Genomic DNA, 24,709 nt, shown 5'->3' with positions numbered 1-24,709 from the left:
GCACTCTCCGCGGGACGTGCCGCATGGCTGAACCCCCTCCGGGTACACGGAGTTGACCGGATCGCTCCGGAACACCGGACCGGACAGGGAGGAAGCACTCATGGGCCTGGGCGGGTGCATCATTCTGATAGCCGTGGGGGCCATCCTCACGTTCGCCACCGACTGGGACATGCAGGGGGTCAACCTCGACCTGGTCGGCGTCATCTTCATGATCGTCGGACTGATCGGAGTCGCGACGTTCAGCAGCATCGCCAGGCGGAGGCGTGTGGTGGTACCGCCCGCGGCTCCCGTGGTGAGCGAGGAGCACCACCACCGAGACGGGTACACCGGCATCTGACCGACCGACGACGACAACAGTGACGGCACCAGCGACTGCGACGGCGCGCCCGGCCGAGGGGACCGGGCGCGCCGTCGCGTGCCGCCAGGGTGATACGCGCGTCAGGCGTCCATACCGGCCAGTACCAGCGGCAGCCGGTCCGCGCCGCCCTCCGTGACCCGTACCGGCACGCCCCAGTCCTGCTGGTGCACGTGGCACGCCGGATACAAGTTCGCCGGGTCGTCGTCGCAGGACGCCGCCATCGCCGAGACGTGCAGCACGCCCTCCGGGACGGCGGGGTCGAGCTCCAGGGTGCGTGACAGGTCGGTGTCCGCGCCGTCGCCCTCCAGCAGCAGCCCGGGCGGGGTCGCCGACACGAGCAGGCGGGTCGAGGGCCCGTAGCGGGTGTCGAGCTTCTGGCCCGCGGGAGCCTGGAAGATCACGTCAAGGCGGAGCGCCCCCGGGGTGACCTCCGTGGCCGCCCGCTGCGTGCGGTGCGCCACCGGGGCGACCCGCACGGCCTCCTCGGGCAGGCGCAGCCGGGTCAGCCGGTGCCGGGCGGACTCCACGACCACGATGTCGTCCCCGACGAGCACCGCGTCCGACGGTTCCCGCAGGTCCGCGGCGAGCGTGGTCACCTCGCCCGTCGCCGGGTCGTAGCGGCGCAGTGCGTGGTTGTAGGTGTCGCTGACGGCGACCGAGCCGTCCGGCAGGGCCGTGACCCCCAACGGGTGCTGGAGCAACGCCTGTTCCGCCGCGCCGTCCCGGTGCCCGAAGTCGAACAGGCCGGTGCCCACGGCCGTGTGCACGGCCCCTTCCCGGTCCACCCAGCGCAGGGCGCTCGTCTCGGAGTCGGCCAGCCACAACCGCTCCCCGTCGGCGGAGACCGCGAGGCCGGACGGCTGCGCGAACCACGCCTCCTCGCCCGGTCCGTCGACGAGCCCCTCGTTCGTCGTCCCCGCCGCCACGGCGACCGTGCCGCCCGCGTCGCCGCCCGCCGGGTCGTACGTCCACAGCTGGTGGATGCCCGCCATGGCGATCCAGACGCGCCCGCCGAAGACCGCGACGTCCCACGGCGACGACAGGTCCACCTCGCGCGCGGCACCCGACGTCGGCGAACCCTGCCACCACTGGCGGCCCGTCCCGGCGAGGGTGGAGACGAACCCGGTCTCCAGGTCGAGCCGGCGCAGCGCGTGGTTGACGGTGTCGGCGACCACGACCGCGCCGTCGTCCAGGAGTGCGAGGCCCTGCGGCTCGTTGAAGGTCGCCGACGCGGCCGTACCGTCCGCGAAGCCGCGCGCGCCCGAGCCGATGCGCCGCAGCACCGTCTCACCGTCCCCGTCCAGCTCCACCAGCTGGTGCCGGGTGGTGTCGCTGACCAGGAGGCTCCCGCCCGGCAGCACGAGCGCCTTGCCGGGGAAGCGCAGCACGGTGGGCTCGGGCTCCGGCGCCACGTACGGGCCTCCCCCATTGCCTGAAGGGCATGGGAGGTGCCCCCAGCCGCGCCGCAGCGTCCCCTTCGCCCCGTGCTCGGCCTCCAGCTCCTCGACCAGCCGCTCGATGGCGTGCGCGTGGCCCTCGCCCGCGTGCTGCGCCACCACGTACCCCTCGGGGTCGATCACGACGAGCGTGGGCCAGGCCCGCACCGCGTACTGCTTCCAGGTGGCGAGCTCGGGGTCGTCCAGCACCGGGTGCTCGACGTGGTACCGCTCCACCGCGTCCACGACCGCCCGGTGCTCGGCCTCGTGCACGAACTTCGGCGAGTGCACCCCGATGATCACCACGGTGTCCCGGTGCTTCTCCTCCAGCTCCCGCAGCTCGTCGAGGACGTGCAGGCAGTTGATGCAGCAGGATGTCCAAAAGTCGAGGAGAACTACACGTCCTCGCAGGTCAGCCAGGGTGTATTGCTCGCCGCCCGTGTTCAGCCAGCCGCCCTTGCCGATCAGCTCGGGGGCGCGGACACGCGCACGACGGGGTGCGGAGTCGTTCATGGCTCCAGGGTGCCACCGGAGCGGGACCTGCCGTCGGGCCTGTGGACAACTCCGGACACGCTCGGTAGCCACCCGCGCACCGGATGCGTACGCGCCCCGATGGAGGGATGCTCGACGCACGCGGGGGGACACCTTCCGAGGAGTGGTTCCATGGCAGACCAGACCGGTGGCTCCGGCTCGCGTGACCGCGCCGCGTACGAGGGCGGCGCCCGCGGGCGTGACCCGTACGACCCCCACGACGACGACCCGTACGGGAAGCCCGAGCGCGACCCCGGGGACGTGCCCCGGCGTCCGGGGACCCGGAGCGCCCCGCGCCGCCCGTCCGACGACGACCGGGACGCCGACATACGGGAGGGCTACCGGTAGACCGCCGTCGGTCCGCCCACGGTGACGGGGCGGGTGGCGGACTGCCGCCGTCCGTCCCGGTGCGGCGCCTCCTCAGCCCAGCGCGCGGCCCGTCGTCGCGTCCACGTGGTCCGGGAGCTCGTCGTGGCGGTCGCCGACGGTGAGGGTGCCGGACGGCTCGAACATCAGGATGGAGGCGCCGTCCGGTGCGCTCGGCCGGTGCTCCGTACCCCGCGGGACGGTGAACACCGACCCCTTGGGCAGCACGACGGTCCGCTCGCCGGCCGGCTCGCGCAGGGCGATGCGCAGTTCGCCGTCCAGTACCAGGAAGAACTCGTCGGTGTGGTCGTGCGCGTGCCACACGTGCTCACCGGCCACCCTGGCGACGCGGACGTCGTAGTCGTTGACGGTGGTGACGATGCGGGGGCTCCACAGGGCGTCGAAGGAGGCCAGGGCCTGGTGCAGGGAGACGGGCGGGTTCGGTTCCATGCCTTCATCGTGGGGTGCCCGGGCCTCCCCGTACGAGTGCTAGAAATCGCACATGCCGCAAGGATCGTCGCACCGGGTCGTCGTGATCGTCGACGAGGGCACCAATCCCTTCGAGACGGCCGTCGCCACCGAGCTGTTCGGGCTGCCGCGCCCCGAACTCGGACTGCCCGAACCGCTGTACGAGCTCACGCTGTGCGCGCCCGCGCCGGACGTCCGGATGAACCGCGGCTTCTTCACCCTCACCGGGGTCGCGGGACTGGACGCCGTGGACGCGGCGGACACCCTCCTGGTGCCGGGCCGACCGGACAACGTCGTACCGCGCACCGCCGCCGTACGGGACGCCGTTCGCCGCACCCACGCGCGCGGGGCACGCGTCGTGAGCTTCTGCACCGGTTCCTTCGCGCTCGCGGAGGCCGGACTGCTCGACGGGCGCCGCGCCACCACGCACTGGCGCTGGGCGCGGTCCTTCCGCGAGCTCCATCCGCGGGTCCACCTGGAGCCGGACGTGCTCTTCGTGGACGAGGGCGACGTGCTCACCGCGGCGGGCAGTGCGGCCGCCCTGGACCTCGGGCTGCACCTGGTCCGCACCGACCACGGCGCCGAGATCGCCAACGCCGTCTCGCGCAGGCTGGTCTTCGCCGCGCACCGGGGCGGCGGCCAACGGCAGTTCGTGGAGCGGCCCGTGCCCGAGGTGCCCGACGAGTCGCTGGCCCCGCTGCTGGCGTGGGCGCAGGCCCGACTCGGTGAACCGCTCACCGTGGCGGACCTCGCGGACCGCGCGGCCGTCAGCCCGGCCACGCTCCACCGCCGCTTCCGTGCCCAGCTCGGTACGACCCCACTGGCCTGGCTCACCACGGAGCGGGTGACGCTGGCGTGCCGGCTCATCGAGCGCGGGGAGGACCGGCTGGACGTGGTGGCGGCGCGCAGCGGCCTCGGTACGGCGGCGAACCTGCGAGCCCGCCTGCGGCGGCAGACCGGGCTCAGCCCCTCGGCGTACCGGCGGCGCTTCGGGCCGGTACCCGTGACCGACGGTGCCGGGCGTGACCGTGGGCGCCGTGATTAGCGGCGCGGCCGCTCCAGCCCCAGCACCCGGTCCTTCAGCGCCGGGAACTGCTCGCGCGTCTGAGCCACCCTCGCCGGGTCGAAGTCCACGGTGAGCACCGTCTCCTCGGCGCCGGCCTCGGCCAGTACCTCGCCCCAGGGGTCGACCACGATGGAGTGACCCGCCTGTGGAACTCCCGCGTGCGTCCCGGCCGTTGCGCAGGCGAGGACGTACGCCTGGTTCTCCACCGCCCGCGCCTTGGCCAGCAGCGTCCAGTGGGAGCGGCGGCGTTCCGGCCAGCCCGCCGCGACCACCAGGGTCTGGGCGCCGGCGTCGACGAGTCCGCGGAAGAGTTCGGGGAAACGGAGGTCGTAGCAGGTCGAGACGCCGAGGGTGGTCCCGGGCAGCCGGACCGTCACCAGTTCGTCGCCCGCCGCCATCAGCACGGCCTCGCCCTTGTCGAAGCCGAAGCGGTGGATCTTGCGGTAGGCGGCGGCGAGGTCGCCGGAGGGGGAGAAGACGAGGGACGTGTTGTAGAGGGGGCCGTCGTCCGTGAGGGGGCCGTCCTGCGCGCGGGAGCCGTCCGAGGACGGTCCGCGCTCGGGGATCGAACCCGCGTGCAGCCATACGCCCGCGTCCCGCGCGGCCTCGGCCATCACCGCGTGGGTGGGCCCCGCCAGCGGCTCCGCCGCGTCGGCGAACGCCTCGTAGGCGAAGGCCCCGGTGGTCCACAGCTCGGGGAGGACGACGAGGTCGACTCCGGCCTGTTCCCGTACGAGGGCGGCTGCCCGCTGTCGGCGCGCATCGACCGATTCGTCCTCGTCTACGCCGATCTGGATGAGCGAGGCGCGCACACTACCACCGTCCCTGCATTCGAGCCGTCCACACGGGCCTACGATCGTCACACGAAAGCACTGCCGGGGTGCCGCACAGCAGCGTAACTTGGGGGTCCCCGACAGCCCGTCCGCCCGACCACGACACCCGCCCGCGCCGTCACCGCCACATCGCCGTCACCGCCGACGCCATCGCCCGACATCCGACACCGCCGTCCGCCGTCAGCCGTTCCCGTCAGCCGACCGCACCTGCCCGTGTACCGACCGCCCGAGGGGTCCCGTTCCGTGAGTCTGCATCCCACTCTCCAGCCCTACGCCGACGCCTGGACCCACTCCGTGGACGCGATATCCGAGCTGGTGGCACCGCTCGTGGAGGGCGAGTGGAACCGTCGGACGCCGTGCCCCGGCTGGTCGGTGCGGGACATCGTGTCCCATGTGATCGGCATGGACTGCGAGATGCTCGGTGACCCGCGCCCCATCCACACGCTGCCGCGCGACCTCTACCACGTGCGCACCGACCACCAGCGCTACATGGAGATGCAGGTCGACGCCCGGCGCCACCACACCGGACCGGAGATGACCTCCGAGCTGGAGTACACGATCATCCGCCGCAACCGCCAGCTGCGCAACGAGTCGCGGGACCCGGAGACCACGGTGCGCGGTCCGCTCGGCGTGGACCTGACCCTGGAGCAGGCCATGCGGAACCGGGCGTTCGACGTCTGGGTGCACGAGCAGGACCTGCGGGCGGCGCTCGGGCAGCCGGGCAACCTGGACTCGCCGGGCGCGTACGTGGTCCGCGACGAGCTGCTCTCCGTGCTGCCCAAGGTCGTCGCCGAGGACGCGCAGGCACCGCGCAGCTCGGCGATCGTCTTCGACGTGAACGGCCCGATCGAGTTCCTGCGCACCGTCCGCGTCGACATCCAGGGCCGCGGCACCCTGGAGGCGACGCCCGCGCTCGGCCCCGCCGCCACCCTGGCCCTGGACTGGGAGACGTACGTGCGCCTCGCCTGCGGCCGGGTGTCCGCCGACGCGGTCGCCGACCGGATCAAGGGCGAGGGCGACGCCCAGCTCATCGCGGCGATCCTGCGGTCGTTCGCGGTGACGGTGTAGCCGGCCGGCGCGCCGCCACCGGCGCGCGCCGGCCGCCCGTCACACCGGGACGTGCACCGTCTCCACCCGGCTCGCCACCAGCCGCTCCCGCTCGCGGCGGGCCGCGCGGCCGCGCAGGCGGAGGACCTGCACGAGGCCCAGGGCCTGGAGCACGAAGACGGAGCAGAACGCGACGCGGTAGTTCTCACCGGTGGCGTCGAGGAGCACCCCGACCGCCAGCAGCGTCGTCATGGAGGCGACGAAGCCGCCCATGTTGGTGATGCCGGAGCCCGTGCCCTGACGCTCGGGCGGGTTCGCGGGGCGGGCGAAGTCGAAGCCGATCATCGAGGCCGGGCCGCAGGCCCCGAGGATCACGCACAGCACCACCAGCAGCCACATCGGGGCGCGGTCGCCGGGGTACGCCAGCGTGGCCGCCCAGGCGACCGCCGTGGTCAGCACCGTGCCGAGGGCCAGCGGCAGCCGCGCCGCGTGGTGCCGGGCGATGACCTGCCCGTACACCAGGCCGACGACCATGTTGGACAGCACGATCAGGGTGAGCAGGTCACCGGCGGTCGCCCGGCTGAGCCCCTGTGCCTCGACGAGGAACGGCAGGCCCCACAGCAGCAGGAACACCATCGCCGGGAACTGCGTGGTGAAGTGCACCCACATCCCGAGCCGGGTGCCCGGCTCCCGCCAGGAGGCCGCGATCTGCCGCCGCACGTACGCCGCCCCGTGGTGCCGGACCGGCGGCGGCTCGTGCCCCTCGGGGTGGTCCTTCAGGAAGAGGACCATGAGGACGAGGACCACGACGCCCAGGACCGAGCTGCCCGCGAACGCCGCGGTCCAGCCCACGTCGTGCAGCAGCCGCGCGATCACCAGCGTCGAGACCAGGTTGCCCGCCATGCCCGCGAGGCCCGCGAGCTGGCCGACGAGCGGGCCGCGCCGGGCCGGGAACCAGCGGGAGCCCAGCCGCAGCACGCTGATGAACGTCATCGCGTCACCGCAGCCCAGCAGCGCGCGCGAGGCCAGCGCCATGCCGTAGGAGGGGGAGAGCGCGAAGCCCAGCTGTCCCACCGTGAACAGCACGACGCCCAGGGTCAGCACCTTCTTGGTGCCGAGCCGGTCCACCAGCAGCCCCACGGGTATCTGCATGCCCGCGTACACCAGCAGCTGGAGGATCGAGAAGGTGGACAACGCGGAGGCGTTCACGTGGAAGCGGTCGGCCGCGTCGAGGCCGGCCACCCCCAGCGACGTACGGAAGATGACGGCGACGAAGTAGACGGAGACGCCGACGCACCAGACGGCGATCGCGCGGCGGCCGCCGGGCGGGTCACCGGGGAGCGGAACGGACCGGGACGGGCCCTCGGCGGTACTCAACGGACCTCACCCCGCGCGAGGTGAGAGAACCAGCTGACGTGCCGGTGGACGATGTCCACCGCGGCCTCGGCGTCCCCGGCGCGCAGCGCCTCCAGGATCTCCCGGTGCTCGGTGAGCGTCTTGGTGACCCGGTCGGGGTGGGCGTGCATCACGGCGACGCCCATCCGCAGCTGGCGGTCGCGGAGCTGGTCGTAGAGGCGGGAGAGGATGTCGTTGCCGCCGCTGCGGACGATCTCGGCGTGGAAGCAGCGGTCGGTCACGGCCGCGCCGGCGAGGTCCCCGGCCGCGGCCTGGGCCCGCTGCTGCTCCAGCAGCTCCTCCAGGCGGGCGATCAGCCGCGGCGGGACCGGGACCGCCTTGCGGACCGCGTGCTCCTCGACCAGCTGGCGGGTCTCCACCACGTCCGCGATCTCCTGCGCGGAGACCGGCAGGACCAGGGCGCCCTTCTTCGGGTAGAGCTTGATCAGCCCCTCGGCCTCCAGCCGCAGCAGCGCCTCGCGCACCGGGGTCCGGGAGACACCGACCGCGTCGGCGAGCTCCCCCTCGGTGAGCAGTGTCCCGCCCTCGTACCGGCGTTCCAGTACTCCTTGCTTGACGTGGGCGTAGACGCGGTCGGCGGCGGGTGGTCGCTTCACGGGCGCGGGCGGGGCTGAAGGCATGCCGACAGGATAGATACAACACGTACGCATGTCGGCCCCCGTCCGCATGCCGGGATCACCCGCTCCGCACCCCGTCCTGGAACTCGCACAGCAAAATCGCACAACTTTCCGTGCTCCTTGTGTGTCACATGAGGAGCGGCCCTCCCATGCCCTGCACGGGGGCGCACCGCCACGCTCAAGTGGCCGCACTCCTCAGACCTTTCATGCAGAACGGGGTAACCAACTTGATAACCGGCATACAGGGCGTGCGGGTGCGCAGAGCCGCCGCCGTCGTCGTGACCACCGGCGCGCTGCTCGCCGGCGGCGCCCTCGGCACCGCCCCCGCACAGGCCGCCACGAAGCCCACCATCAATGCCAAGGGCGGGTTCGTGATGAACAACGCCACCGGCAAGAGCCTGTTCGCCAAGGCCGCGGACACCCGGCGCGCCACCGGCTCCACGACGAAGATGATGACCGCCAAGGTCGTGCTGTCGCAGAAGAACCTGAACCTGGACGCCAAGGTCACGGTGCAGAAGGCGTACAGCGACTACATCGTCTCCAAGGGCGCCTCCTCGGCCCGGCTGATCGTCGGCGACAAGGTCACCGTCCGCCAGCTGTTGTACGGGCTGATGCTCCCCTCGGGCTGTGACGCGGCGTACGCGCTCGCCGACAAGTTCGGCACCGGCTCGACGCGGGCGGCGCGGGTGAAGTCGTTCATCGGCAAGATGAACTCGACCGCCAAGAGCCTCGGCATGAAGAACACCAAGTTCGATTCGTTCGACGGCATCAGCAACGGCACCAACTACTCGACGCCGCGCGACCTGACGAAGCTCGCGAGCAACGCGCTGAAGTCGTCCACGTTCCGCTCGATCGTGGGGACCAAGTCGACCAAGCAGAAGGTGACGACCAAGAGCGGCGGCTACCGCTACATGAACTGGTCGAACACCAACAACCTGCTCACCGGCTACAAGGGCACCATCGGCGTGAAGACCGGCTCCGGCGCGCTGGCCAAGTACTGCCTCGTCTTCGCGGCCACCCGCAACGGCAAGACGGTCGTCGGCGCCGTCCTCACCTCGTCGTCGGCCGCCAACCGGACGGCGGACGCGAAGAAGCTGATGAACTACGGCTTCGCCGTGAAGTAGGAACTGCGACGGAGCAGAGCGACGAGGGGCCCGCCGGACTGTCCGGCGGGCCCCTCGTCGCAGGTGTCGCGGGTTACGGCTACGACCAGGTGATCAGCCGCTTCGGCCGCTCCAGGACCGCCGCCACGTCCGCCAGCACCTTGGAGCCCAGCTCGCCGTCGACCAGGCGGTGGTCGAAGGACAGCGCCAGCGTGGTGACCTGGCGGGGCTTGACCCTGCCCTTGTGGACCCAGGGCTTGAGCTTGATCGCGCCGACGGCCAGGATCGCGGACTCACCGGGGTTGAGCAGCGGCGTGCCCGTGTCGACGCCGAAGACGCCGACGTTCGTGATGGTGACCGTGCCGCCCTGCATCGCCGCCGGGGACGTCCTGCCCTCACGGGCCGTGGACACCAGTTCGCCGAGCGACTCGGCCAGCTGCGGCAGGGTCTTGTCGTGCGCGTCCTTGATGTTCGGCACGATCAGGCCGCGCGGGGTCGCCGCCGCGATGCCCAGGTTCACGTAGTGCTTGCGCACGATCTCCTGGTTGGACTCGTCCCAGGAGGAGTTGATCTCCGGGTTGCGCTTGATCGCGACGAGCAGGGCGCGGGCGATGAGCAGCAGCGGGTTCACCCGCAGCCCCGCCATGTCCTCGTCCCGCTTGAGCTCCTCGACCAGCTTCATGGTGCGCGTCACGTCCACCGTCACGAACTCCGTGACGTGCGGCGCCGTGAACGCCGAGCCGACCATCGCCGCCGCCGTCGCCTTGCGGACGCCCTTGACGGGGACCCGGGTCTCGCGGACGGCGTCGTACGACACCACCGGCGCCGTCGCGGCGGTGGTGCCCGCGGTGGGTGCGGGCTGCGCGGGGGCGGTCTGCAGTGCGACGGGCTGCGGGGCCGTGGACTGCGGAGTCACAGGCGCGGGGGCCGTCGGGGCCACCGCCGCGTGCACGTCCTCGCGCGTGATGACGCCGTCCGGGCCGGTCGGGGTGATCACCGCCAGGTCGACCCCGAGGTCCTTGGCCAGCTTGCGCACCGGGGGCTTGGCCAGGGGGCGCTGCCGCCTGTCCCCGTGCCCGTTCAGCTCGGCCCGCTCGGCGCCCCCCGCGGGCCGGCCGCCCTTGCGGGGACGGCGCTTGGTCGAGGACTCGGCCACCCCGTACCCGACGAGGACCGGCTTGCGGCCCTGGGGCGCGGCCGGCTCGTCCGGGGCCGCCTCCTCGGGCGCGGGGGCGGCCGGGGCGGCGGGCGCCTCCTCGGCGGGCGCTCCCCCGCCCACGCCGATCGCGATGATCACCGTGCCCACGTCGACCGTGGTGCCCTCGGGGAAGTGCAGCTCCCGTACGACCCCGTCGAAGGGGATCGGCAGCTCCACGGCCGCCTTGGCGGTCTCCACCTCGCAGACGACCTGCCCGTCGGTGACCGTGTCCCCCGGCTGGACGTACCACTTGAGGATCTCGGCCTCGGTGAGCCCCTCGCCCACGTCCGGCATCTTGAACTCGCGGACGGACGCTTCGGTCATCGTCGTCACGACCCTCTCCTCAGTACGCCAGCGAGCGGTCGACGGCGTCGAGCACCCGGTCCAGGTCCGGCAGGTAGTCCTCCTCCAGCCGGGCCGGCGGGTACGGCGTGTGGTAACCGCCGACCCGCAGGACGGGCGCCTCGAGGTGGTAGAAGCACCGCTCGCTGATACGGGCGGCGATCTCCGCGCCCGAGCCGAAGAACACCGGCGCCTCGTGCACCACGACCAGCCGGCGGGTCTTCTCCACCGACCTCTGGATCGCGTCGAAGTCGAGCGGGGAGACCGAGCGCAGGTCCAGGACCTCCAGGGACCTGCCCTCCTCGGCCGCGGCCGCGGCGACCTCCAGGCACAGCTTCACCATCGGCCCGTAGGCGACGAGCGTGAGGTCGGTGCCCTCCCGTGCGACGCGCGCCCTGTGCAGCGGGTCCGGGATCGCCTCACGGTTGACCTCGGCCTTGTCCCAGTAGCGCCGCTTCGGCTCGAAGAAGATCACCGGGTCGTCGCTCTGGATGGCCTGCTGCATCATCCAGTAGGCGTCCTCCGCGTTCGAGGGCGAGACCACCTTCAGGCCCGCCACGTGCGCGAAGAGCGCCTCCGGGGACTCGGAGTGGTGCTCCACCGCGCCGATGCCGCCGCCGTAGGGGATGCGGACCACGACCGGCATCTTGACCTTGCCCAGCGAGCGGGCGTGCATCTTCGCCAGCTGGGTGACGATCTGGTCGTAGGCCGGGAAGACGAACCCGTCGAACTGGATCTCCACCACCGGCCGGTACCCGCGCAGGGCCAGGCCGATGGCGGTGCCGACGATGCCGGACTCCGCGAGCGGGGTGTCTATCACCCGGTCCTCACCGAAGTCCTTCTGCAAGCCGTCCGTCACCCGGAACACGCCGCCGAGCTTGCCGACGTCCTCGCCCATGACGAGGACCTTGGGGTCGTTCTCCAGGGCCGTGCGCAGCGATTCGTTGATCGCCTTGGCCAGTGCCATCTTCTCCGCGGTCATCGCTGGTTGCCCTCCTCCGCGTCGGCGAACGACGCCTGGTACGCGGCGAACCGGGCGCGCTCCTCGTCGACGAGCGCGTGGCCGTCCGCGTACGCGTGCTCGAAGATCGCCAAGCGGTCCGGATCCGGCATGGCACGCACCACTTCCCGCACTCGCCTGCCCAACGCCTCGCTCTCCTCCTCGAGTTCCGTGAAGAACCCCTCGCCCGTGTCGGTCGCGGACTCCAGGTACGCGCGCAGGCGGGCGATCGGGTCCTTGGCCTCCCAGGCCACCCGCTCGTCGTCCAGGCGGTAGCGGCTGGGGTCGTCCGAGGTGGTGTGGGCGCCCATCCGGTACGTGTACGCCTCGACGAGCGTCGGCCCCTCGCCCCGGCGGGCCCGCTCCAGGGCCCACTTGGTGACCGCGAGGCTGGCCAGGACGTCGTTGCCGTCGACGCGGACGCCGGGGAAACCGTAGCCCTGCGCGCGCTGGTAGAGCGGCACCCGGGTCTGCTTCTCGGTGGGCTCGGAGATCGCCCACTGGTTGTTCTGGCAGAAGAACACCACCGGCGCGTTGTAGACCGCGGCGAAGGTGAACGCCTCGGCGACGTCGCCCTGGCTGGAGGCGCCGTCGCCGAAGTAGGCGAGGACCGCCGCGTCCGCGCCGTCCTTGGCCACGCCCATCGCGTAGCCCGTCGCGTGCAGGGCCTGCGAGCCGATGACGATGGTGTAGAGGTGGAAGTTGTTGCTGTTGGGGTCCCAGCCGCCGTTGTTCACGCCGCGGAACATGCCGAGCAGGTTCGTCGGGTCGACCCCGCGGCACCAGGCCACGCCGTGCTCGCGGTAGGTCGGGAAGACGTAGTCGTCCGCCCGGGTGGCCCGCCCGGAGCCGATCTGGGCGGCCTCCTGGCCGAGCAGCGAGGCCCACAGGCCCAGCTCGCCCTGGCGCTGCAGCGCGGTCGCCTCGGCGTCGAACCGACGGGTCAGCACCATGTCGCGGTACAGCCCGCGCAGCTCCTCGTCGGTGACGGCGGCGACGTACGGGTCGAACTCGGCGTTCGGGACCCGCTCGCCCTCGGGGGTCAGCAGCTGGACGAGCTCCGGCTCGCCGCCCCCCGGTTTCCCGGCAGTGGTGCGGGGGGTGCCCTTGGTGCCGGTGGTGCTGCGCTTGGTGCCGGTGGCGCCGGCCTTGCCTCCCGCGCTGCGTCGCGGCTTGCGCGCGGCAGTGCTCTCCACGGTCACGTGTGCTCCTCCGTCGGTCCGGCCCCCGGGGTTGCCGGGTGGGCTGGGAGTCCCCCTGCTCATGTGGAGCGTGGGGGAGCGGCTCGCCTGGTCCCGTACCCGGGCACGGGGTGGGTGCCCTCGGCCGGGAACAGGCGTGACAGGTGCCCCGGCGAGCGCCCTGCAACAAGCACGTTACCCAGTGCTCGACACGTCTGTGAAACCCCTCCTGACCTGCGCATTTCCTTGGATTTCCAAGTAGTTGCATGCTCGGATTTCCAAGTACCTGGCACCGGTCGGGAACAGTCGCTGGTCACAGCACTGGTCACAGCCTCGCAGGGGGCCGGAACACCGGCACGTTATCCCGGCCACACGGAGCACGGGAAGGGTGTGTATGGCCTGTTCCCGTGGGTCGGGGAGGGCACGCGCCGACGGGCCCCCTGTGTGACACTGAGATCGTGCCCGGTAACGGAAGAATCACCGTGTTCCTCCTCGATGATCACGAGATCGTCCGTCGTGGGCTCCATCAGCTGTTCTCGGGCGAGGGCGACATCGAGGTGGTCGGTGAGGCGGGCACGGCGACCGGCGCGGTGGAGCGGATCCTGGCCGCTCGTCCGGACGTCGCGATCCTGGACGTACGGGTCCCGGGCGGCAGCGGCATCGCGGTGTGCCGGGAGGTCCGCGCACGGGCCGCGGACACCAGGTGCCTGATGCTGACCTCGTACGCCGACGACGGGGCCCGCGTCGCCGCGGCCGCGGCGGGCGCGTCCGGATACGTCCTGAAAGAGACCCGTGGCGACGAACTGCTGGCCGCCGTGCGGGAGGTCGCCGCGGGCCGGGTGCTGCCCGCCCCGGCGGTCGCCGCCCACGGGCCCGAGGAGACGCGGGAGGGGCACCCCGAGCACGGCGGCGACCGGCTGGCGGTCCTCACCGAGCAGGAGCGCAGGATCCTGGACCTGATCGGCGAGGGGCTCACGAACCGGGCGATCGGCGAGCGGCTGCACCTCGCCGAGAAGACCGTGAAGAACTACGTGTCGGGCCTGCTGGCCAAGCTCGGTATGCAGCGGCGTTCCCAGGCCGCGGTGTACGTGGCCCGCAGACAGGCCGGGCGGTGGTGACGCGGTCCGCCGGGGACGGGGACGCCGGCGCACGGTGCCGGGGCGGCTCCTTCGAGCCTGTGTACCTGCAGGTCGAGCCGTAGTTCGTCACCCCGTATGACTCGGACGGGTGGCATGCGGCGGGGAGCGCCAGCTCCCGCACATGAAGTGACCGAAGACGACTGTCTGTGACAAGCGCGAGCTCAGCGGCCTCGATGTGTGCCCTACCATCTGGCGCGTGCTGCGCTCGTCTGTACCACCCCCCGAGCTTCACACGCCCCCTCTGCGCGACCTGCTGCGCCGGTACGCCGCCGGGTCCGCGCTGACCTGTGTCCCCGTCGACCAGGGGCTGCTCAACCGCGGGTACCGGCTCGCCACCACGCACGGCCGGTACTTCCTCAAGCACCACTTCGACCCGGAGACCGCCGACCCGGCCGCCATCGCCCGGCAGCACCGGGCGACCCAGCGGCTGGCGGACCTGGGCGTGCCGGTGGCCCCGCCGCTGGCCGGCCGCGACGGGCGCACGGTCGCCGTCGTCGGCGGCCACGCGTACGCCCTGCACCCGTGGATCGAGGGACGCCACCGGCACGGCGGGCAGCTCACCACCGAGCAGTGCGGACGGCTGGGAGCGCTCCTGGGGGTGGTGCACGCGAGCCTGGAGCAGGTGATGCCCCCGCAGGGGAGGGCCGCCGCCGCGCCCGCCCCCAGCGCCGACCCGGACGACACCCTCGCCCTCGTCGACGACCTGCTCGGCCGGGTGCGCCGCCACCGGCCGGCCGACACCTTCGACGAGCTCGCCCGGTACCGCCTGCTGGAACGACGCAGGCTCCTGGAGCGGCACGCGGACCGCAGGCCCCCGCGGGGCGGTTCCGTGGGCTGGGTGCACGGCGACTTCCACCCCTTCAACGTGCTCTACCGGGGCGCCGCCCCGGCGGCCATCGTGGACTGGGACCGCCTCGGGGTGCAGCCCCGCGCGGAGGAGGCGGTACGGGCCGCCGTGATCTTCTTCCTGCGGCCGCTCGGCACCCTCCACCTGTCCAAGGTGCGGGCCTACGCGCGCGCGTACCGCTGCACCGCCCGGGCCACGCCCTCCGAACTCGCCGCCGCCGTGCACCGCGTGTGGTGGGAGCGGCTCAACGACTTCTGGATGCTGCGCTGGCACTACGAACGCGGGGACACCCGCGCCGACTGCCAGTTCCCCGCGTCGTCCGCGCTGGTGGTGTGGTGGACACGCGAGTACGAGGCGGTGTGCGAGGCGTTCTCGGGCTGAGGCGGTGCGGGACCCTACGCCGCGCGCGCGTGGGGCCCGTCCTCGGGGCCCCACGCGCGCGTGGAGGTGATCAGGCCGATCAGGCCGGGTCAGGTACCGTCGCCGCCGCCGTTCTGGCCCAGGGTGATGCCGCCGTCCGACGTGTCGCCGCCGCCGACGCCGCCACCCGTCTCACCGCTCGGAGGCGGCGGCTCCTCGCTCACCGGCGGATCCTCGCTCACCGGCGGATCCTCAGTCACCGGCGCCGAGTCCGTCGGGCCCTCCGGCTCCTCCTGGCTCTGCGTGGGCGAGGACTCGTAACTCGGCTCCGGGTTGTACGGGGGCTGGTAACCACCGCCGCCGCTGCCGGTCCCCGTGTCGGTGTCGCCGCTTCCCGAGCTCTCCTCGGTCTCCTCGTCGCTGGGCGACTCGCTCGGGGTCGGCTCCCCGGTCGACTGGGTGGCGGACGGCGACTTCGTCGTGTCCGGGGTGCCGCCCCCGTCGCCCGTGTCCCGGTTCATCGCCAGCGCGACACCCGCGGCGATGGCGATGACCGCGAGCACCGCCAGGATCCACAGCCTGCCGCGGCCGCCGCCCTGATTGCCGTGCCCCTCGAAACCGCCGTCGTCCCGGCCGCCGCCGTGCGGCAGGATCGGCTGCGGGATCTGCGTCGTCCCCGCCTCACCGGGGTGCGGCATCGCGGTCGTGCCGGCGAAGCCCTGCGCCGGGGTGTGCCGGCCGTCGTGCGTGCCCACGGGCCCGGTGTTCCAGGTGCCGGTGTGGCCGCCCTGGTCGTACAGCATCTGCAGGCCGTACTGGACCAGTCCGCGCATCTCCTCGGCCGTCTGGAACCGGTCGTCCGGCTCCTTGGCGAGCGCGCGCATGGCGAGCCCGTCCAGCTCCGGCGGGGCGCCGTCCGAGACCTCGGAGGGGGGCACCGGGATGTCCTGCACGTGCTGGTAGACCACCGAAAGCGGGGTCTCGCCGACGAACGGCGGCCGCAGTGCGAGCAGTTCGTAGAGCATGCAGCCGGTGGCGTACAGGTCGGAACGGTGGTCGACGGCCTTGCCGAGCGCCTGTTCCGGGGAGAGGTACTGGGGCGTGCCCATGACCATGCCGGTCTGGGTCATCGTCGTGGACGCCCCGTGCAGGGCGCGCGCGATGCCGAAGTCCATCACCTTCACGGCGCCCGTGGTGGTGATGATGACGTTCGCCGGCTTGATGTCGCGGTGCACGATGCCGTGCTGGTGCGAGTAGGCGAGCGCCTCCAGGACGCCCGAGACGATGATCAGCGCCTGCTCGGGACCGGGCGCCTCGGCGTTGAGCAGCAGGTCGCGGATGGTGCGGCCCTCGACGAGCTCCATCACGATGTACGGCACGGGGGTGCCGTTCACCATGTCCTCGCCGGAGTCGTACACCGCGACGATCGAGTGGTGGTTGAGCCCGGCCACCGACTGGGCCTCGCGCGTGAAACGCGCCTTCGAGACGGGGTCCTCGGCGAGATCGGACCGCAGCAGCTTGACCGCGACCGTGCGGCCGAGACGTACGTCCTCGGCCGCGAACACCTCGGCCATACCGCCCCGGCCGAGTCTGCCGGTCAGCCGGTACCGGCCGTCTCCGACAAGTCCGCCGTTACCCCACAGCTCCGGCGCGTCCGACATACCGCCGCCAGCCGCCTCGGGGTCGGACGGGCCCTGAGCGCGCTGCTGCTGTGCCATCAGTCCTCGCCGTCGTTTCTGCCCGCGATCCGCGCGGTGGTTGTCACGGTCTCCGTCGGGCCACGCTACAGCCTCCACACGACGCACCGGCCCGACTTGGATGCGAGACGGAATCGGGAAGGGACCGGCCATCCAACCCGCAGCGGCCCCCCGCGTGCAAATTCCGTCCACGGGTCGTACACCCGCTGTAACGCTTGCGCGACGCTTCCTTCGCGTACGGTCACGGAACGGGCACCACGCTTGACGTGTCCGTGCCCTCGGGCAGACTTGGCCGGGAATCACTCCGGAAGTCACGAGGATCGCCGACCGCGGGAGCCACACCGGCGCTCTTCGCCCGCGCCGATGGGGGACAGCAAGATCATGAGCCAGGACGGCGCACAGGGCCGGTACGCGGGGCGTGCCCTCGCCGGCGGCCGCTACCAGCTGCGCGACCTGCTCGGCGAGGGCGGCATGGCCTCGGTGCACCTGGCGTACGACTCGGTCCTCGACCGGCAGGTCGCCGTCAAGACGCTGCACACCGAGCTCGGGCGCGAGCAGGCATTCCGCGAGCGCTTCCGCCGTGAGGCGCAGGCAGTGGCGAAGCTCACCCACGCGAACATCGTCTCGGTCTTCGACACCGGTGAGGACGCGCCGTCCGACGGCGGTTCGGTGCCGACGCCGTACATCGTGATGGAGTACGTCGAGGGGCGGCCGCTCGGCGCGGTGCTCACCGCGGACGTCCGCGAGCACGGTGCGATGCCGGCCGACAAGGCGCTGCAGGTCACCGCGGACGTGCTGGCCGCGCTGGAGATCAGCCACGAGACGGGGCTGGTCCACCGCGACATCAAGCCGGGCAACGTGATGGTGACCAAGCGCGGCGTGGTCAAGGTCATGGACTTCGGCATCGCCCGCGCCATGCAGTCCGGCGTCACATCCATGACGCAGACCGGCATGGTCGTCGGCACCCCGCAGTACCTGTCACCGGAGCAGGCACTGGGCCGCGGCGTGGACGCGCGCTCCGACCTGTACTCGGTCGGCATCATGCTGTTCCAGCTGGTCACCGGGCGGCTCCCGTTCGACGCGGACTCGCCGCTGGCCATCGCGTACGCGCACGTCCAGGAGCAGCCCCCGGCTCCCTCCACCATCAACCGGGCCCTGCCCCCGGCGGTGGACGCGCTGGTCGCCCGCGCGCTGAGGAAGAACCCGAACGAACGCTTCCCGAGCGCCCAGGCGATGCGCGACGAGTGCCTGCGGGTGGCGTCCTCCCTGCACGTCGCCGCGCCGAACATCGTCCCGGGCGCGGCGCCGCAGAGCGGCACGGGCGTGGGCTCCGCCGTCTTCCCGCCCGTCGACCGGTCGGCCCCCGGTCCGTCGGCGGGACACATGCAGACCCCGTACCAGCCGGCTCCGTACGGCCCGTCGACTCCGGCGCCCCTCGCGAACCCGGCCCCGGCCGCCGCGCCCACCCCCACGCCCTTCCCCGCCCCGGGCCCCGGCCCGGCCCCGTACGGCTATCCGCAGCCCGGCAGCCACCAGCAGCTCCCGCGGGCCGCCGCGTACGCGCACGGGCACGGCGCGCCGACACCGCCGCCGTACACCCTCGACCCGCGCTCCGCCGGGCCGGCCGGGGGTTCCCTGGGCGGTGGCAAGGTCAACAGGGGCGTCGTGATCGGCGCGGTCGTCGTCTCACTCGTCGCGGTCGGGAGCCTGATCACCGCCCTGGCGCTGAACAGGGGCGACGGGCCCGGCGGTACGGACGGCGTGGGCGGCGACGCCTCCCCGTCCGCGGTGGCCGGCTACAAGGGCCCGGACCCGACGCGGACCATCGAGACGACCGAGTGCACCGAACCCCGGGAGTCCTACCTGGACCCCGACAAGATCAAGGTCCCGAGCTTCGCGTTCAAGAACATCGACTCGGTGAAGAAGTGCCTGCGGGCCGCCGGCTGGACGTACAAGGTCGTGGACACCGACGAGAACACCTGGGGCGACGGCACGGTCATGGAGCAGTCCCCCCGGTCCGACACGGACGCCGACCCGGAGGACCTGCCGGAGATCCTGCTCCGGGTGTCCACGGGGAACCCGCCCTCCTGAGGACGGGTCCCTCCCGCTCCACCCCCGGTGCCGTCGCGGCCGGTGCTACAGGTACGGCCCGCCCGAGCGGCCGCCCGCGGCGCGCGGGTCCTCCGGGCCCTCGCCGCCGACGCCCGGCGGAAGGGCACGGCGCATCTGCTCCAGCTGGGCCCGGGCGGCCATCTGCTGGGCGAACAGCGTGGTCTGGATGCCGTGGAACAGGCCTTCGAGCCAGCCGACCAGCTGGGCCTGCGCGATCCGCAGTTCCGCGTCGCTGGGCACCGCCTCGTCCGTGAAGGGCAGCGACAGCCGCTCCAGTTCCTCGACCAGCTCGGGGGCGAGTCCGTCCTCGAGTTCCTTGACCGAGCTGGCGTGTATCTCCTTCAGCCGGGCGCGGCTCGCCTCGTCGAGGGGGGCCACCCGCACCTCCTCGAGGAGCTGCTTGATCATGCTTCCGATGCGCATGACCTTCGCCGGCTGCTCCACCTGCTCCGTCACCGGGATCTCACGGAGTTCGTCGTCTCCGCCACCACCGCCGAGTGCCATGCCGTCCTGGCCGACGACCAGGATCTGGGGGTTCTCGGACGACCGTTCGTTCCTCGGCATCTCCATGCCGCCATTCTCTCGCACGCGTGGACCTCAACACCCTGGTGCCCCCGGGAAAGGGTGATCCACCGCGTACGCGCGTTTTGTTCGCATAGGTCGTTCGGCCCACATCCGCAGCGTCCGGACGTGCGGCGGCAGGAGGGGCGTGTGAGCGTGGAGTGACCGCGCCGGGGAGTGCCCCGGCGCTCGAAGCGCGCTTGCGTACGCAGTCCCGGAGAGGGGCACCGGCGTGGATGCATCGTTCTGTGTGCCGTGGCGGGCCCGGCGGCCGTGCGCGGCCCGGATGGCCCCGGCGCTCGTCTCGTCGGCGCTGTTCCTGGCGGTGGGCGCCGTGCAGCCCTCCTCCGCGGTGGCCGCCGAACGGACACCGTCCGCGGAGACGTCCCGCGCGGGGAGCCGCGCAGGCGAGGGACGGGAACGGCCCGGCCGGGGCGACGACGCCACCGGGACCGACGCGGCGGAGACCGGACCGGAGACGCAGACGGAGACAGGGGCGGAGACGGAGCCGGGGCCGGACAGGGAGGGCACCGGCGAGGCCGGGACCGGCGAGCGGCCCCTCCCGGAAGGGCGGCACCCGCGGTCCGCGGCCCCGCGGCCGACGCACCCGCCCCCGCCCTCCCGGAACGCCGCGCTGCCCGACGAGGAGACCGGGGGAAGCACCTCCGAGGACGCCGCCGGGAAGTCCCCGGGGGAGTCCGCGGGGCCGGTGCTGCCCCTCGGCAGCGGTCTGATCCTCATCGGCCTCGGCCTCGGTCTCGCCTTCGTCGGCCTGCGCATGCGCCGGCCGTGAGACGTCCGCACCGCGTCTTTTCGGACCGGGTGCGATCAGGCCGGGTGGGCGCGGGGCGCTACTCCCGCACCAGCAGCACCTTCCCGACGTGACCGCTCTCCTCCAGCACCCGGTGGGCCTCCGCCGCCCGGCTCATCGGGAGCTCCCGGTCGACGACGGGGCGTACGTGACCGCCCTCGATCAGCGGCCACACGTGCTCCCGCACCGCCGCCACGATGGCCGCCTTCTCCTCCAGCGGGCGGGCGCGCAACGAGGTCGCGCTGATCGCGCCGCGCTTGCCGAGCAGCATGCCGAGGTTCAGCTCGCCCTTCACGCCGCCCTGTAGGCCGATGACGGCGAGGCGCCCGTTGGCGGCGAGGGCCCGCACGTTGCGGTCCAGGTACTTGGCGCCCATGTTGTCGAGGATGACGTCCGCGCCCGCTCCGTCGGTGGCCCGCTCGATCTCCTCGACGAAGTCCTGCTCGCGGTAGTTGATCAGGATGTCCGCGCCCAGGCCGGCACAGGTGTCGAGCTTCTCCCGGGTGCCCGCCGTCACGGCGACCCGCGCGCCGACCGCCTTGGCCAGCTGGATCGCCATCGTGCCGATGCCGCTGGAGCCGCCGTGCACGAGGAAGGTCTCACCGGGCCGCAGGTGGGAGACCATGAAGACGTTCGACCAGACGGTGCAGGTCACCTCCGGCAGCGCGGCCGCCTGCCGGAGGTCGAAGCCTGCGGGGACGGGCAGCAGCTGCCCCGCCGGGACGGCGACCTTCTCCGCGTAGCCGCCGCCCGCGAGGAGGGCGCACACCTCGTCCCCGACCTTCCAGCCGGAGACACCGGGGCCCAGCGCGACGATGCGCCCCGAGCACTCCAGGCCGGGGTACGGGGAGGCGCCCGGAGGTGGGTCGTAGTGGCCCTGGCGCTGCATGATGTCGGCGCGGTTCACCGCGCTCACCGCCACCTCGACGAGCACTTCGCCCTCGCCGGGTTCGGGATCCGGGACGTCGGCCCACACCAGCTGCTCGGGCCCGCCGGGTTCAGGAATCGTGATCGCGTACATGAAAGGGACGCTACTCCTCGGGTGCGCGGCCCGCGCGGAGGTGCGCGACCGGTCCCCTTCCGTACGACGGCCGATGAGTTCCGCGCACCGTGCCGGTCTTCCCTGCGCAGCCCCGCGTACCGGGGCCCCGTACGCGGAAGGATCCCTGTATGAGCGGATATGCGTCCGGCCTCGCGATCGAGACCGCGGGTCTGGTCAAGAAGTTCGGCGAGACCCGGGCCGTGGACGGCGTCGACCTCTCCGTGCCGGCCGGCACGGTGTACGGCGTGCTCGGCCCCAACGGCGCGGGCAAGACGACCACCGTGCGGATACTCGCCACCCTGCTGCGCCCGGACGCCGGCCGGGCGCACGTCTTCGGCCACGACGTCGTACGGGAGGCCGACGCGGTACGCGGCCGGGTGAGCCTCACCGGTCAGTACGCGTCCGTCGACGAGGACCTGACCGGCGCCGAGAACCTGGTGCTGCTCGGCCGGCTCCTCGGGCACGGCAAGAAGGCCGCGCGGGAGCGCGGCGACCAGCTGCTGGCGGCCTTCGGGCTCGGCGACGCCGCCATGAAGCAGGTCAAGCACTACTCCGGTGGCATGCGGCGCCGTATCGACATCGCCGCGTCCATCCTGAACACGCCCGACCTGCTCTTCCTGGACGAGCCGACGACCGGCCTCGACCCGCGCAGCCGCAACCAGGTCTGGGACATCGTGCGCGCGGTGGTCGCCCAGGGCACCACCGTCCTGCTGACCACGCAGTACCTGGACGAGGCGGACCAGCTGGCGTCCCGGATCGCCGTCATCGACCGCGGCCGGGTGATCGCCGAGGGCACCAAGGGCGAGTTGAAGGCGTCCGTCGGCGCGGGGTCGGTGCACGTCCGGCTGCGCGACGCGGCGCAGCGCCCGCTGGCCGAGGAGGTGCTGCGGCTGGCCCTGGGCGCGGAGGTGCAGCCGGAGCCCGATCCGGTGGCGCTGACGGCGCGCGTCGGCGCGGGAGCCGCGGGCGGGCGGGGAGCGGCCGAGCAGGCGGCCCGCGCGCTCGCCGAACTGGCCCGTGGCGGCATCACCGTCGACAACTTCTCCCTGGGGCAGCCCAGCCTCGACGAGGTCTTCCTCGCCCTCACCGGGCGCGACACGAACGCCCCCACCGGGCCCGACACGAAGGACGAGGCGGCATGACGACCGCGATCCCCACCGAGAGCAAGGAACTCGCCCCCGTCAGCGCGGAGTCGCTGGCCGCCCTGCTGGTCTCCGGGGACCGGCCGCCGCGACCCAGTGCCCTGTCGGCGTCGCTGACCTTCGGGTGGCGGGCGATCCTCAAGATCAAGCACGTGCCGGAGCAGCTCTTCGACGTCACGGCTTTCCCGATCATGATGGTGCTGATGTACACGTACCTCTTCGGCGGGGCGCTGGCCGGCTCGCCGCAGGAGTACATCCAGTTCCTGCTGCCGGGCATCCTGGTGATGTCGGTCGTCATGATCACGATGTACACGGGCGTCTCGGTCAACACGGACATCGAGAAGGGTGTCTTCGACCGCTTCCGTACGCTGCCGATCTGGCGGCCGTCGACGATGGTCGGGTACCTGCTGGGTGATGCCCTGCGCTACACGATCGCGTCGGTGGTGATGCTGACGGTCGGGCTGGTCCTGGGCTACCGGCCGCACGGCGGGGTCGCGGGGGTGCTCGCCGGCATCGCCCTGCTGATCGCCTTCTCGTTCGCCTTCTCCTGGGTCTGGACGATGTTCGGTCTGCTGCTGCGCAGCGAGAAGTCCGTGATGGGCGTCAGCATGATGGTGCTCTTCCCGCTGACGTTCCTCTCCAACGTCTTCGTCGACCCGAGGACGATGCCGGGCTGGCTCCAGGCCTTCGTCGACAACAGCCCGGTCACGCACCTGGCCTCCGCCGTGCGGGGGCTGATGGCCGGTGACCGGCCGACCGCGGAGATCGCCTGGACCCTGGGGTGGACGGCGTTCTTCGTCCTGGTCTTCGGCCCGGTGACGATGCGGCTGTACAACCGCAAGTGAGAAGCGCCGTACGGCTCTGAGGGCGCCCCCTGACGGTGGGCGCCCTCAGCCGTGTGTGCCGGTGGACCGGCGCGTGCTGCTCAATCCTGGGGCAGCGGCCGGATGTCGGGGGCGACCTTGGTGCTCGGGGTGGCCCGGACGATGGTGATGAGCCGGTCCGTCAGGTGCAGTGTGCCGACGGCCGGGTCGTCGAACCCGAGCACCCGGTGACCTCGTACGACACTCACGACGAGGTCGTCGATCTCCCGCACGCCGCGCCCCGCCTCGGCCTTTATGACCGGCCGCTCGACGATGTCGAGTCCACTGCCCTGCTGGATGAGGTCCTCCATGACCATGCCCGCGGCGGGGCTGAGCACGGAGAGCCCGAGCAGCCGGCCGGCCGCGCTGGCGCTGGTGATGACCATGTCGGCGCCCGACTGCTTGAGCAGGGGCGCGTTCTCCTCCTCCCGTACGGCGGCCACGATCTTCGCCTTGCGGTTGAGCTGCCGGGCGGTGAGCGTGACCAGGACGGCGGTGTCGTCCCGCTGGGTGGCGATGATGATCTGCCGGGCCTTCTGCACCTCCGCCCGCAACAGCACGTCGCTGCGGGTCGCGTCCCCTATCACGCCCGCGTACCCGTGCGCCGTCGCCGACTCGATCGCCTTGGAGCTCGGGTCCACGACGACCACCTGCTCCTTGCTCAGGCCCGAGGCCAGGACGGTCTGCAGCGCCGACTTGCCCTTCGTCCCGAAGCCGATGACAACGGTGTGGTCCCTCAAAGCCGTCCTCCAGCGGTTCAGTCGCCACTCCTCGCGGGTGCGTTCCGTGAGGACCTCCAGCGTGGTGCCGACCAGGATGATCAGGAACATCACGCGCAGCGGCGTGATGACGAAGATGTTGGTGAACCGGGCGGCATCACTGACCGGGGTGATGTCGCCGTAACCGGTGGTGGAGAGGGTGACGGTCGCGTAGTAGAAGGCGTCGAGCAGGTCGACGGGGCCGTCCGAGTTGTCGTTGTAGCCCTCACGGTCCGCATAGACGATGAAGGCGGTCGCGACCAGCACGAGCAGGGCCATCGCGAGCCGCTTGGCCACCTGGCGGATCGGCCGCTCGACCGTCTGCCGCGGGAGTTTCACCTGGTGGGTGACGAGATGCTCGTCCGCCTGCCGGGCGATCACGTCATGGCCGGGTAGTTTCACGTGAAACGCCCCC

The 24,709-nt window shown here is 72.4% G+C and carries 23 protein-coding genes; 11 read left to right on the top strand and 12 right to left on the bottom strand.

Annotated elements, in window-relative coordinates:
• Positions 1-100 precede the first annotated feature (100 nt).
• On the top strand, positions 101-337 hold the full coding sequence (locus UW392_RS64935; RefSeq protein ID WP_320784878.1) for a DUF6458 family protein: 237 nt from the start codon (positions 101-103) through the stop codon (positions 335-337).
• Between the two features lie 101 nt (positions 338-438).
• Here UW392_RS64935 and UW392_RS64930 read toward each other — a convergent pair whose 3' ends face one another.
• On the bottom strand, positions 439-2,307 hold the full coding sequence (locus UW392_RS64930; protein WP_320784877.1) for an NHL domain-containing thioredoxin family protein: 1,869 nt from the start codon (positions 2,305-2,307) through the stop codon (positions 439-441).
• 150 nt (positions 2,308-2,457) lie between these two features.
• On the opposite strand from UW392_RS64930, the gene UW392_RS64925 reads away from it, so the two are divergent.
• A complete protein-coding gene (locus tag UW392_RS64925) occupies positions 2,458-2,673 on the top strand; it encodes a hypothetical protein (protein WP_320784876.1) in 216 nt (71 codons plus the stop codon).
• A gap of 72 nt (positions 2,674-2,745) precedes the next feature.
• Here the strand turns inward: UW392_RS64925 and UW392_RS64920 are convergent, their stop codons facing one another.
• On the bottom strand, positions 2,746-3,141 hold the full coding sequence (locus tag UW392_RS64920; protein WP_320784875.1) for a cupin domain-containing protein: 396 nt from the start codon (positions 3,139-3,141) through the stop codon (positions 2,746-2,748).
• 52 nt (positions 3,142-3,193) lie between these two features.
• Between UW392_RS64920 and UW392_RS64915 the strand changes: the two genes are divergently transcribed.
• Positions 3,194-4,204, top strand: a complete 1,011-nt coding sequence (locus UW392_RS64915) for a helix-turn-helix domain-containing protein (protein ID WP_320784874.1) — start codon at positions 3,194-3,196, stop codon at positions 4,202-4,204.
• Here UW392_RS64915 and UW392_RS64910 read toward each other — a convergent pair.
• Positions 4,201-5,037 (bottom strand): carbon-nitrogen family hydrolase, encoded by an 837-nt coding sequence (locus UW392_RS64910; protein ID WP_320784873.1) that lies wholly within the window; start codon positions 5,035-5,037, stop codon positions 4,201-4,203. The genes UW392_RS64915 and UW392_RS64910 overlap by 4 nt on opposite strands.
• Positions 5,038-5,301: 264 nt before the next feature.
• Here UW392_RS64910 and UW392_RS64905 point away from each other — a divergent pair, with 264 nt between their 5' ends.
• Positions 5,302-6,126 (top strand): maleylpyruvate isomerase family mycothiol-dependent enzyme, encoded by an 825-nt coding sequence (locus UW392_RS64905; protein WP_320784872.1) that lies wholly within the window; start codon positions 5,302-5,304, stop codon positions 6,124-6,126.
• A 39-nt stretch (positions 6,127-6,165) separates the two neighbouring features.
• Here UW392_RS64905 and UW392_RS64900 read toward each other — a convergent pair whose 3' ends face one another.
• Complete coding sequence (locus UW392_RS64900) at positions 6,166-7,482, bottom strand: MFS transporter (RefSeq protein ID WP_320784871.1); 1,317 nt, start codon at positions 7,480-7,482, stop codon at positions 6,166-6,168.
• Positions 7,479-8,141: a GntR family transcriptional regulator gene (locus UW392_RS64895; RefSeq protein ID WP_320784870.1), complete on the bottom strand. Its 663-nt coding sequence runs from the start codon at positions 8,139-8,141 to the stop codon at positions 7,479-7,481. The genes UW392_RS64900 and UW392_RS64895 overlap by 4 nt, the downstream gene beginning before the upstream one ends.
• Before the next feature lie 203 nt (positions 8,142-8,344).
• Here UW392_RS64895 and UW392_RS64890 point away from each other — a divergent pair, with 203 nt between their 5' ends.
• A complete protein-coding gene (locus tag UW392_RS64890; protein ID WP_414497816.1) occupies positions 8,345-9,262 on the top strand; it encodes a D-alanyl-D-alanine carboxypeptidase family protein in 918 nt (305 codons plus the stop codon).
• A gap of 79 nt (positions 9,263-9,341) precedes the next feature.
• Here UW392_RS64890 and UW392_RS64885 read toward each other — a convergent pair whose 3' ends face one another.
• From UW392_RS64885 to pdhA, 3 genes are read right to left on the bottom strand one after another with little or no spacing between them, the layout of a single operon-like run.
• Complete coding sequence (locus tag UW392_RS64885; RefSeq protein WP_320784868.1) at positions 9,342-10,772, bottom strand: dihydrolipoamide acetyltransferase family protein; 1,431 nt, start codon at positions 10,770-10,772, stop codon at positions 9,342-9,344.
• A gap of 10 nt (positions 10,773-10,782) precedes the next feature.
• A complete protein-coding gene (locus tag UW392_RS64880; protein WP_320784867.1) occupies positions 10,783-11,763 on the bottom strand; it encodes an alpha-ketoacid dehydrogenase subunit beta in 981 nt (326 codons plus the stop codon).
• Positions 11,760-12,983 carry a pyruvate dehydrogenase (acetyl-transferring) E1 component subunit alpha gene (gene pdhA, locus UW392_RS64875; RefSeq protein WP_320784866.1) on the bottom strand — a complete coding sequence of 408 codons (1,224 nt, stop codon included), beginning with the start codon at positions 12,981-12,983 and terminating at the stop codon, positions 11,760-11,762. The genes UW392_RS64880 and pdhA overlap by 4 nt, the downstream gene beginning before the upstream one ends.
• 437 nt (positions 12,984-13,420) lie before the next feature.
• Between pdhA and UW392_RS64870 the strand changes: the two genes are divergently transcribed.
• Together UW392_RS64870 and UW392_RS64865 are read left to right on the top strand one after the other, a co-directional pair.
• Positions 13,421-14,080: a response regulator transcription factor gene (locus tag UW392_RS64870; protein ID WP_320784865.1), complete on the top strand. Its 660-nt coding sequence runs from the start codon at positions 13,421-13,423 to the stop codon at positions 14,078-14,080.
• Positions 14,081-14,297: 217 nt separating this feature from the next.
• A complete protein-coding gene (locus UW392_RS64865) occupies positions 14,298-15,329 on the top strand; it encodes a phosphotransferase (protein ID WP_320784864.1) in 1,032 nt (343 codons plus the stop codon).
• Positions 15,330-15,418: 89 nt separating this feature from the next.
• Here UW392_RS64865 and UW392_RS64860 read toward each other — a convergent pair whose 3' ends face one another.
• Positions 15,419-17,026 carry a protein kinase domain-containing protein gene (locus tag UW392_RS64860; RefSeq protein ID WP_320784863.1) on the bottom strand — a complete coding sequence of 536 codons (1,608 nt, stop codon included), beginning with the start codon at positions 17,024-17,026 and terminating at the stop codon, positions 15,419-15,421.
• A 360-nt stretch (positions 17,027-17,386) separates the two neighbouring features.
• Between UW392_RS64860 and UW392_RS64855 the strand changes: the two genes are divergently transcribed.
• Complete coding sequence (locus tag UW392_RS64855) at positions 17,387-19,096, top strand: Stk1 family PASTA domain-containing Ser/Thr kinase (RefSeq protein WP_320784888.1); 1,710 nt, start codon at positions 17,387-17,389, stop codon at positions 19,094-19,096.
• Between the two features lie 45 nt (positions 19,097-19,141).
• On the opposite strand, the gene UW392_RS64850 is transcribed toward UW392_RS64855, so the two are convergent.
• Positions 19,142-19,687: a bacterial proteasome activator family protein gene (locus UW392_RS64850; protein WP_320784862.1), complete on the bottom strand. Its 546-nt coding sequence runs from the start codon at positions 19,685-19,687 to the stop codon at positions 19,142-19,144.
• A 223-nt stretch (positions 19,688-19,910) separates the two neighbouring features.
• Between UW392_RS64850 and UW392_RS64845 the strand changes: the two genes are divergently transcribed.
• A complete protein-coding gene (locus UW392_RS64845) occupies positions 19,911-20,471 on the top strand; it encodes a hypothetical protein (protein ID WP_320784861.1) in 561 nt (186 codons plus the stop codon).
• A gap of 58 nt (positions 20,472-20,529) precedes the next feature.
• Here the strand turns inward: UW392_RS64845 and UW392_RS64840 are convergent, their stop codons facing one another.
• Complete coding sequence (locus UW392_RS64840; protein WP_320784860.1) at positions 20,530-21,510, bottom strand: NAD(P)H-quinone oxidoreductase; 981 nt, start codon at positions 21,508-21,510, stop codon at positions 20,530-20,532.
• Positions 21,511-21,659: 149 nt separating this feature from the next.
• Here UW392_RS64840 and UW392_RS64835 point away from each other — a divergent pair, with 149 nt between their 5' ends.
• Positions 21,660-22,673, top strand: a complete 1,014-nt coding sequence (locus UW392_RS64835) for an ATP-binding cassette domain-containing protein (protein WP_320784859.1) — start codon at positions 21,660-21,662, stop codon at positions 22,671-22,673.
• A complete protein-coding gene (locus tag UW392_RS64830) occupies positions 22,670-23,518 on the top strand; it encodes an ABC transporter permease (protein ID WP_320784858.1) in 849 nt (282 codons plus the stop codon). Before UW392_RS64835 ends, UW392_RS64830 begins: the two co-directional genes overlap by 4 nt.
• Before the next feature lie 80 nt (positions 23,519-23,598).
• On the opposite strand, the gene UW392_RS64825 is transcribed toward UW392_RS64830, so the two are convergent.
• Positions 23,599-24,696, bottom strand: coding sequence for a potassium channel family protein (locus UW392_RS64825; RefSeq protein WP_320784857.1), 1,098 nt, complete (start codon positions 24,694-24,696; stop codon positions 23,599-23,601).
• Positions 24,697-24,709: the final 13 nt, after the last annotated feature.

The organism is Streptomyces sp. CRN 30, assembly GCF_034105845.1.
Note: the sequence above shows the minus strand (reverse complement) of the source record. Positions and strands in the feature narration are given on the sequence as shown.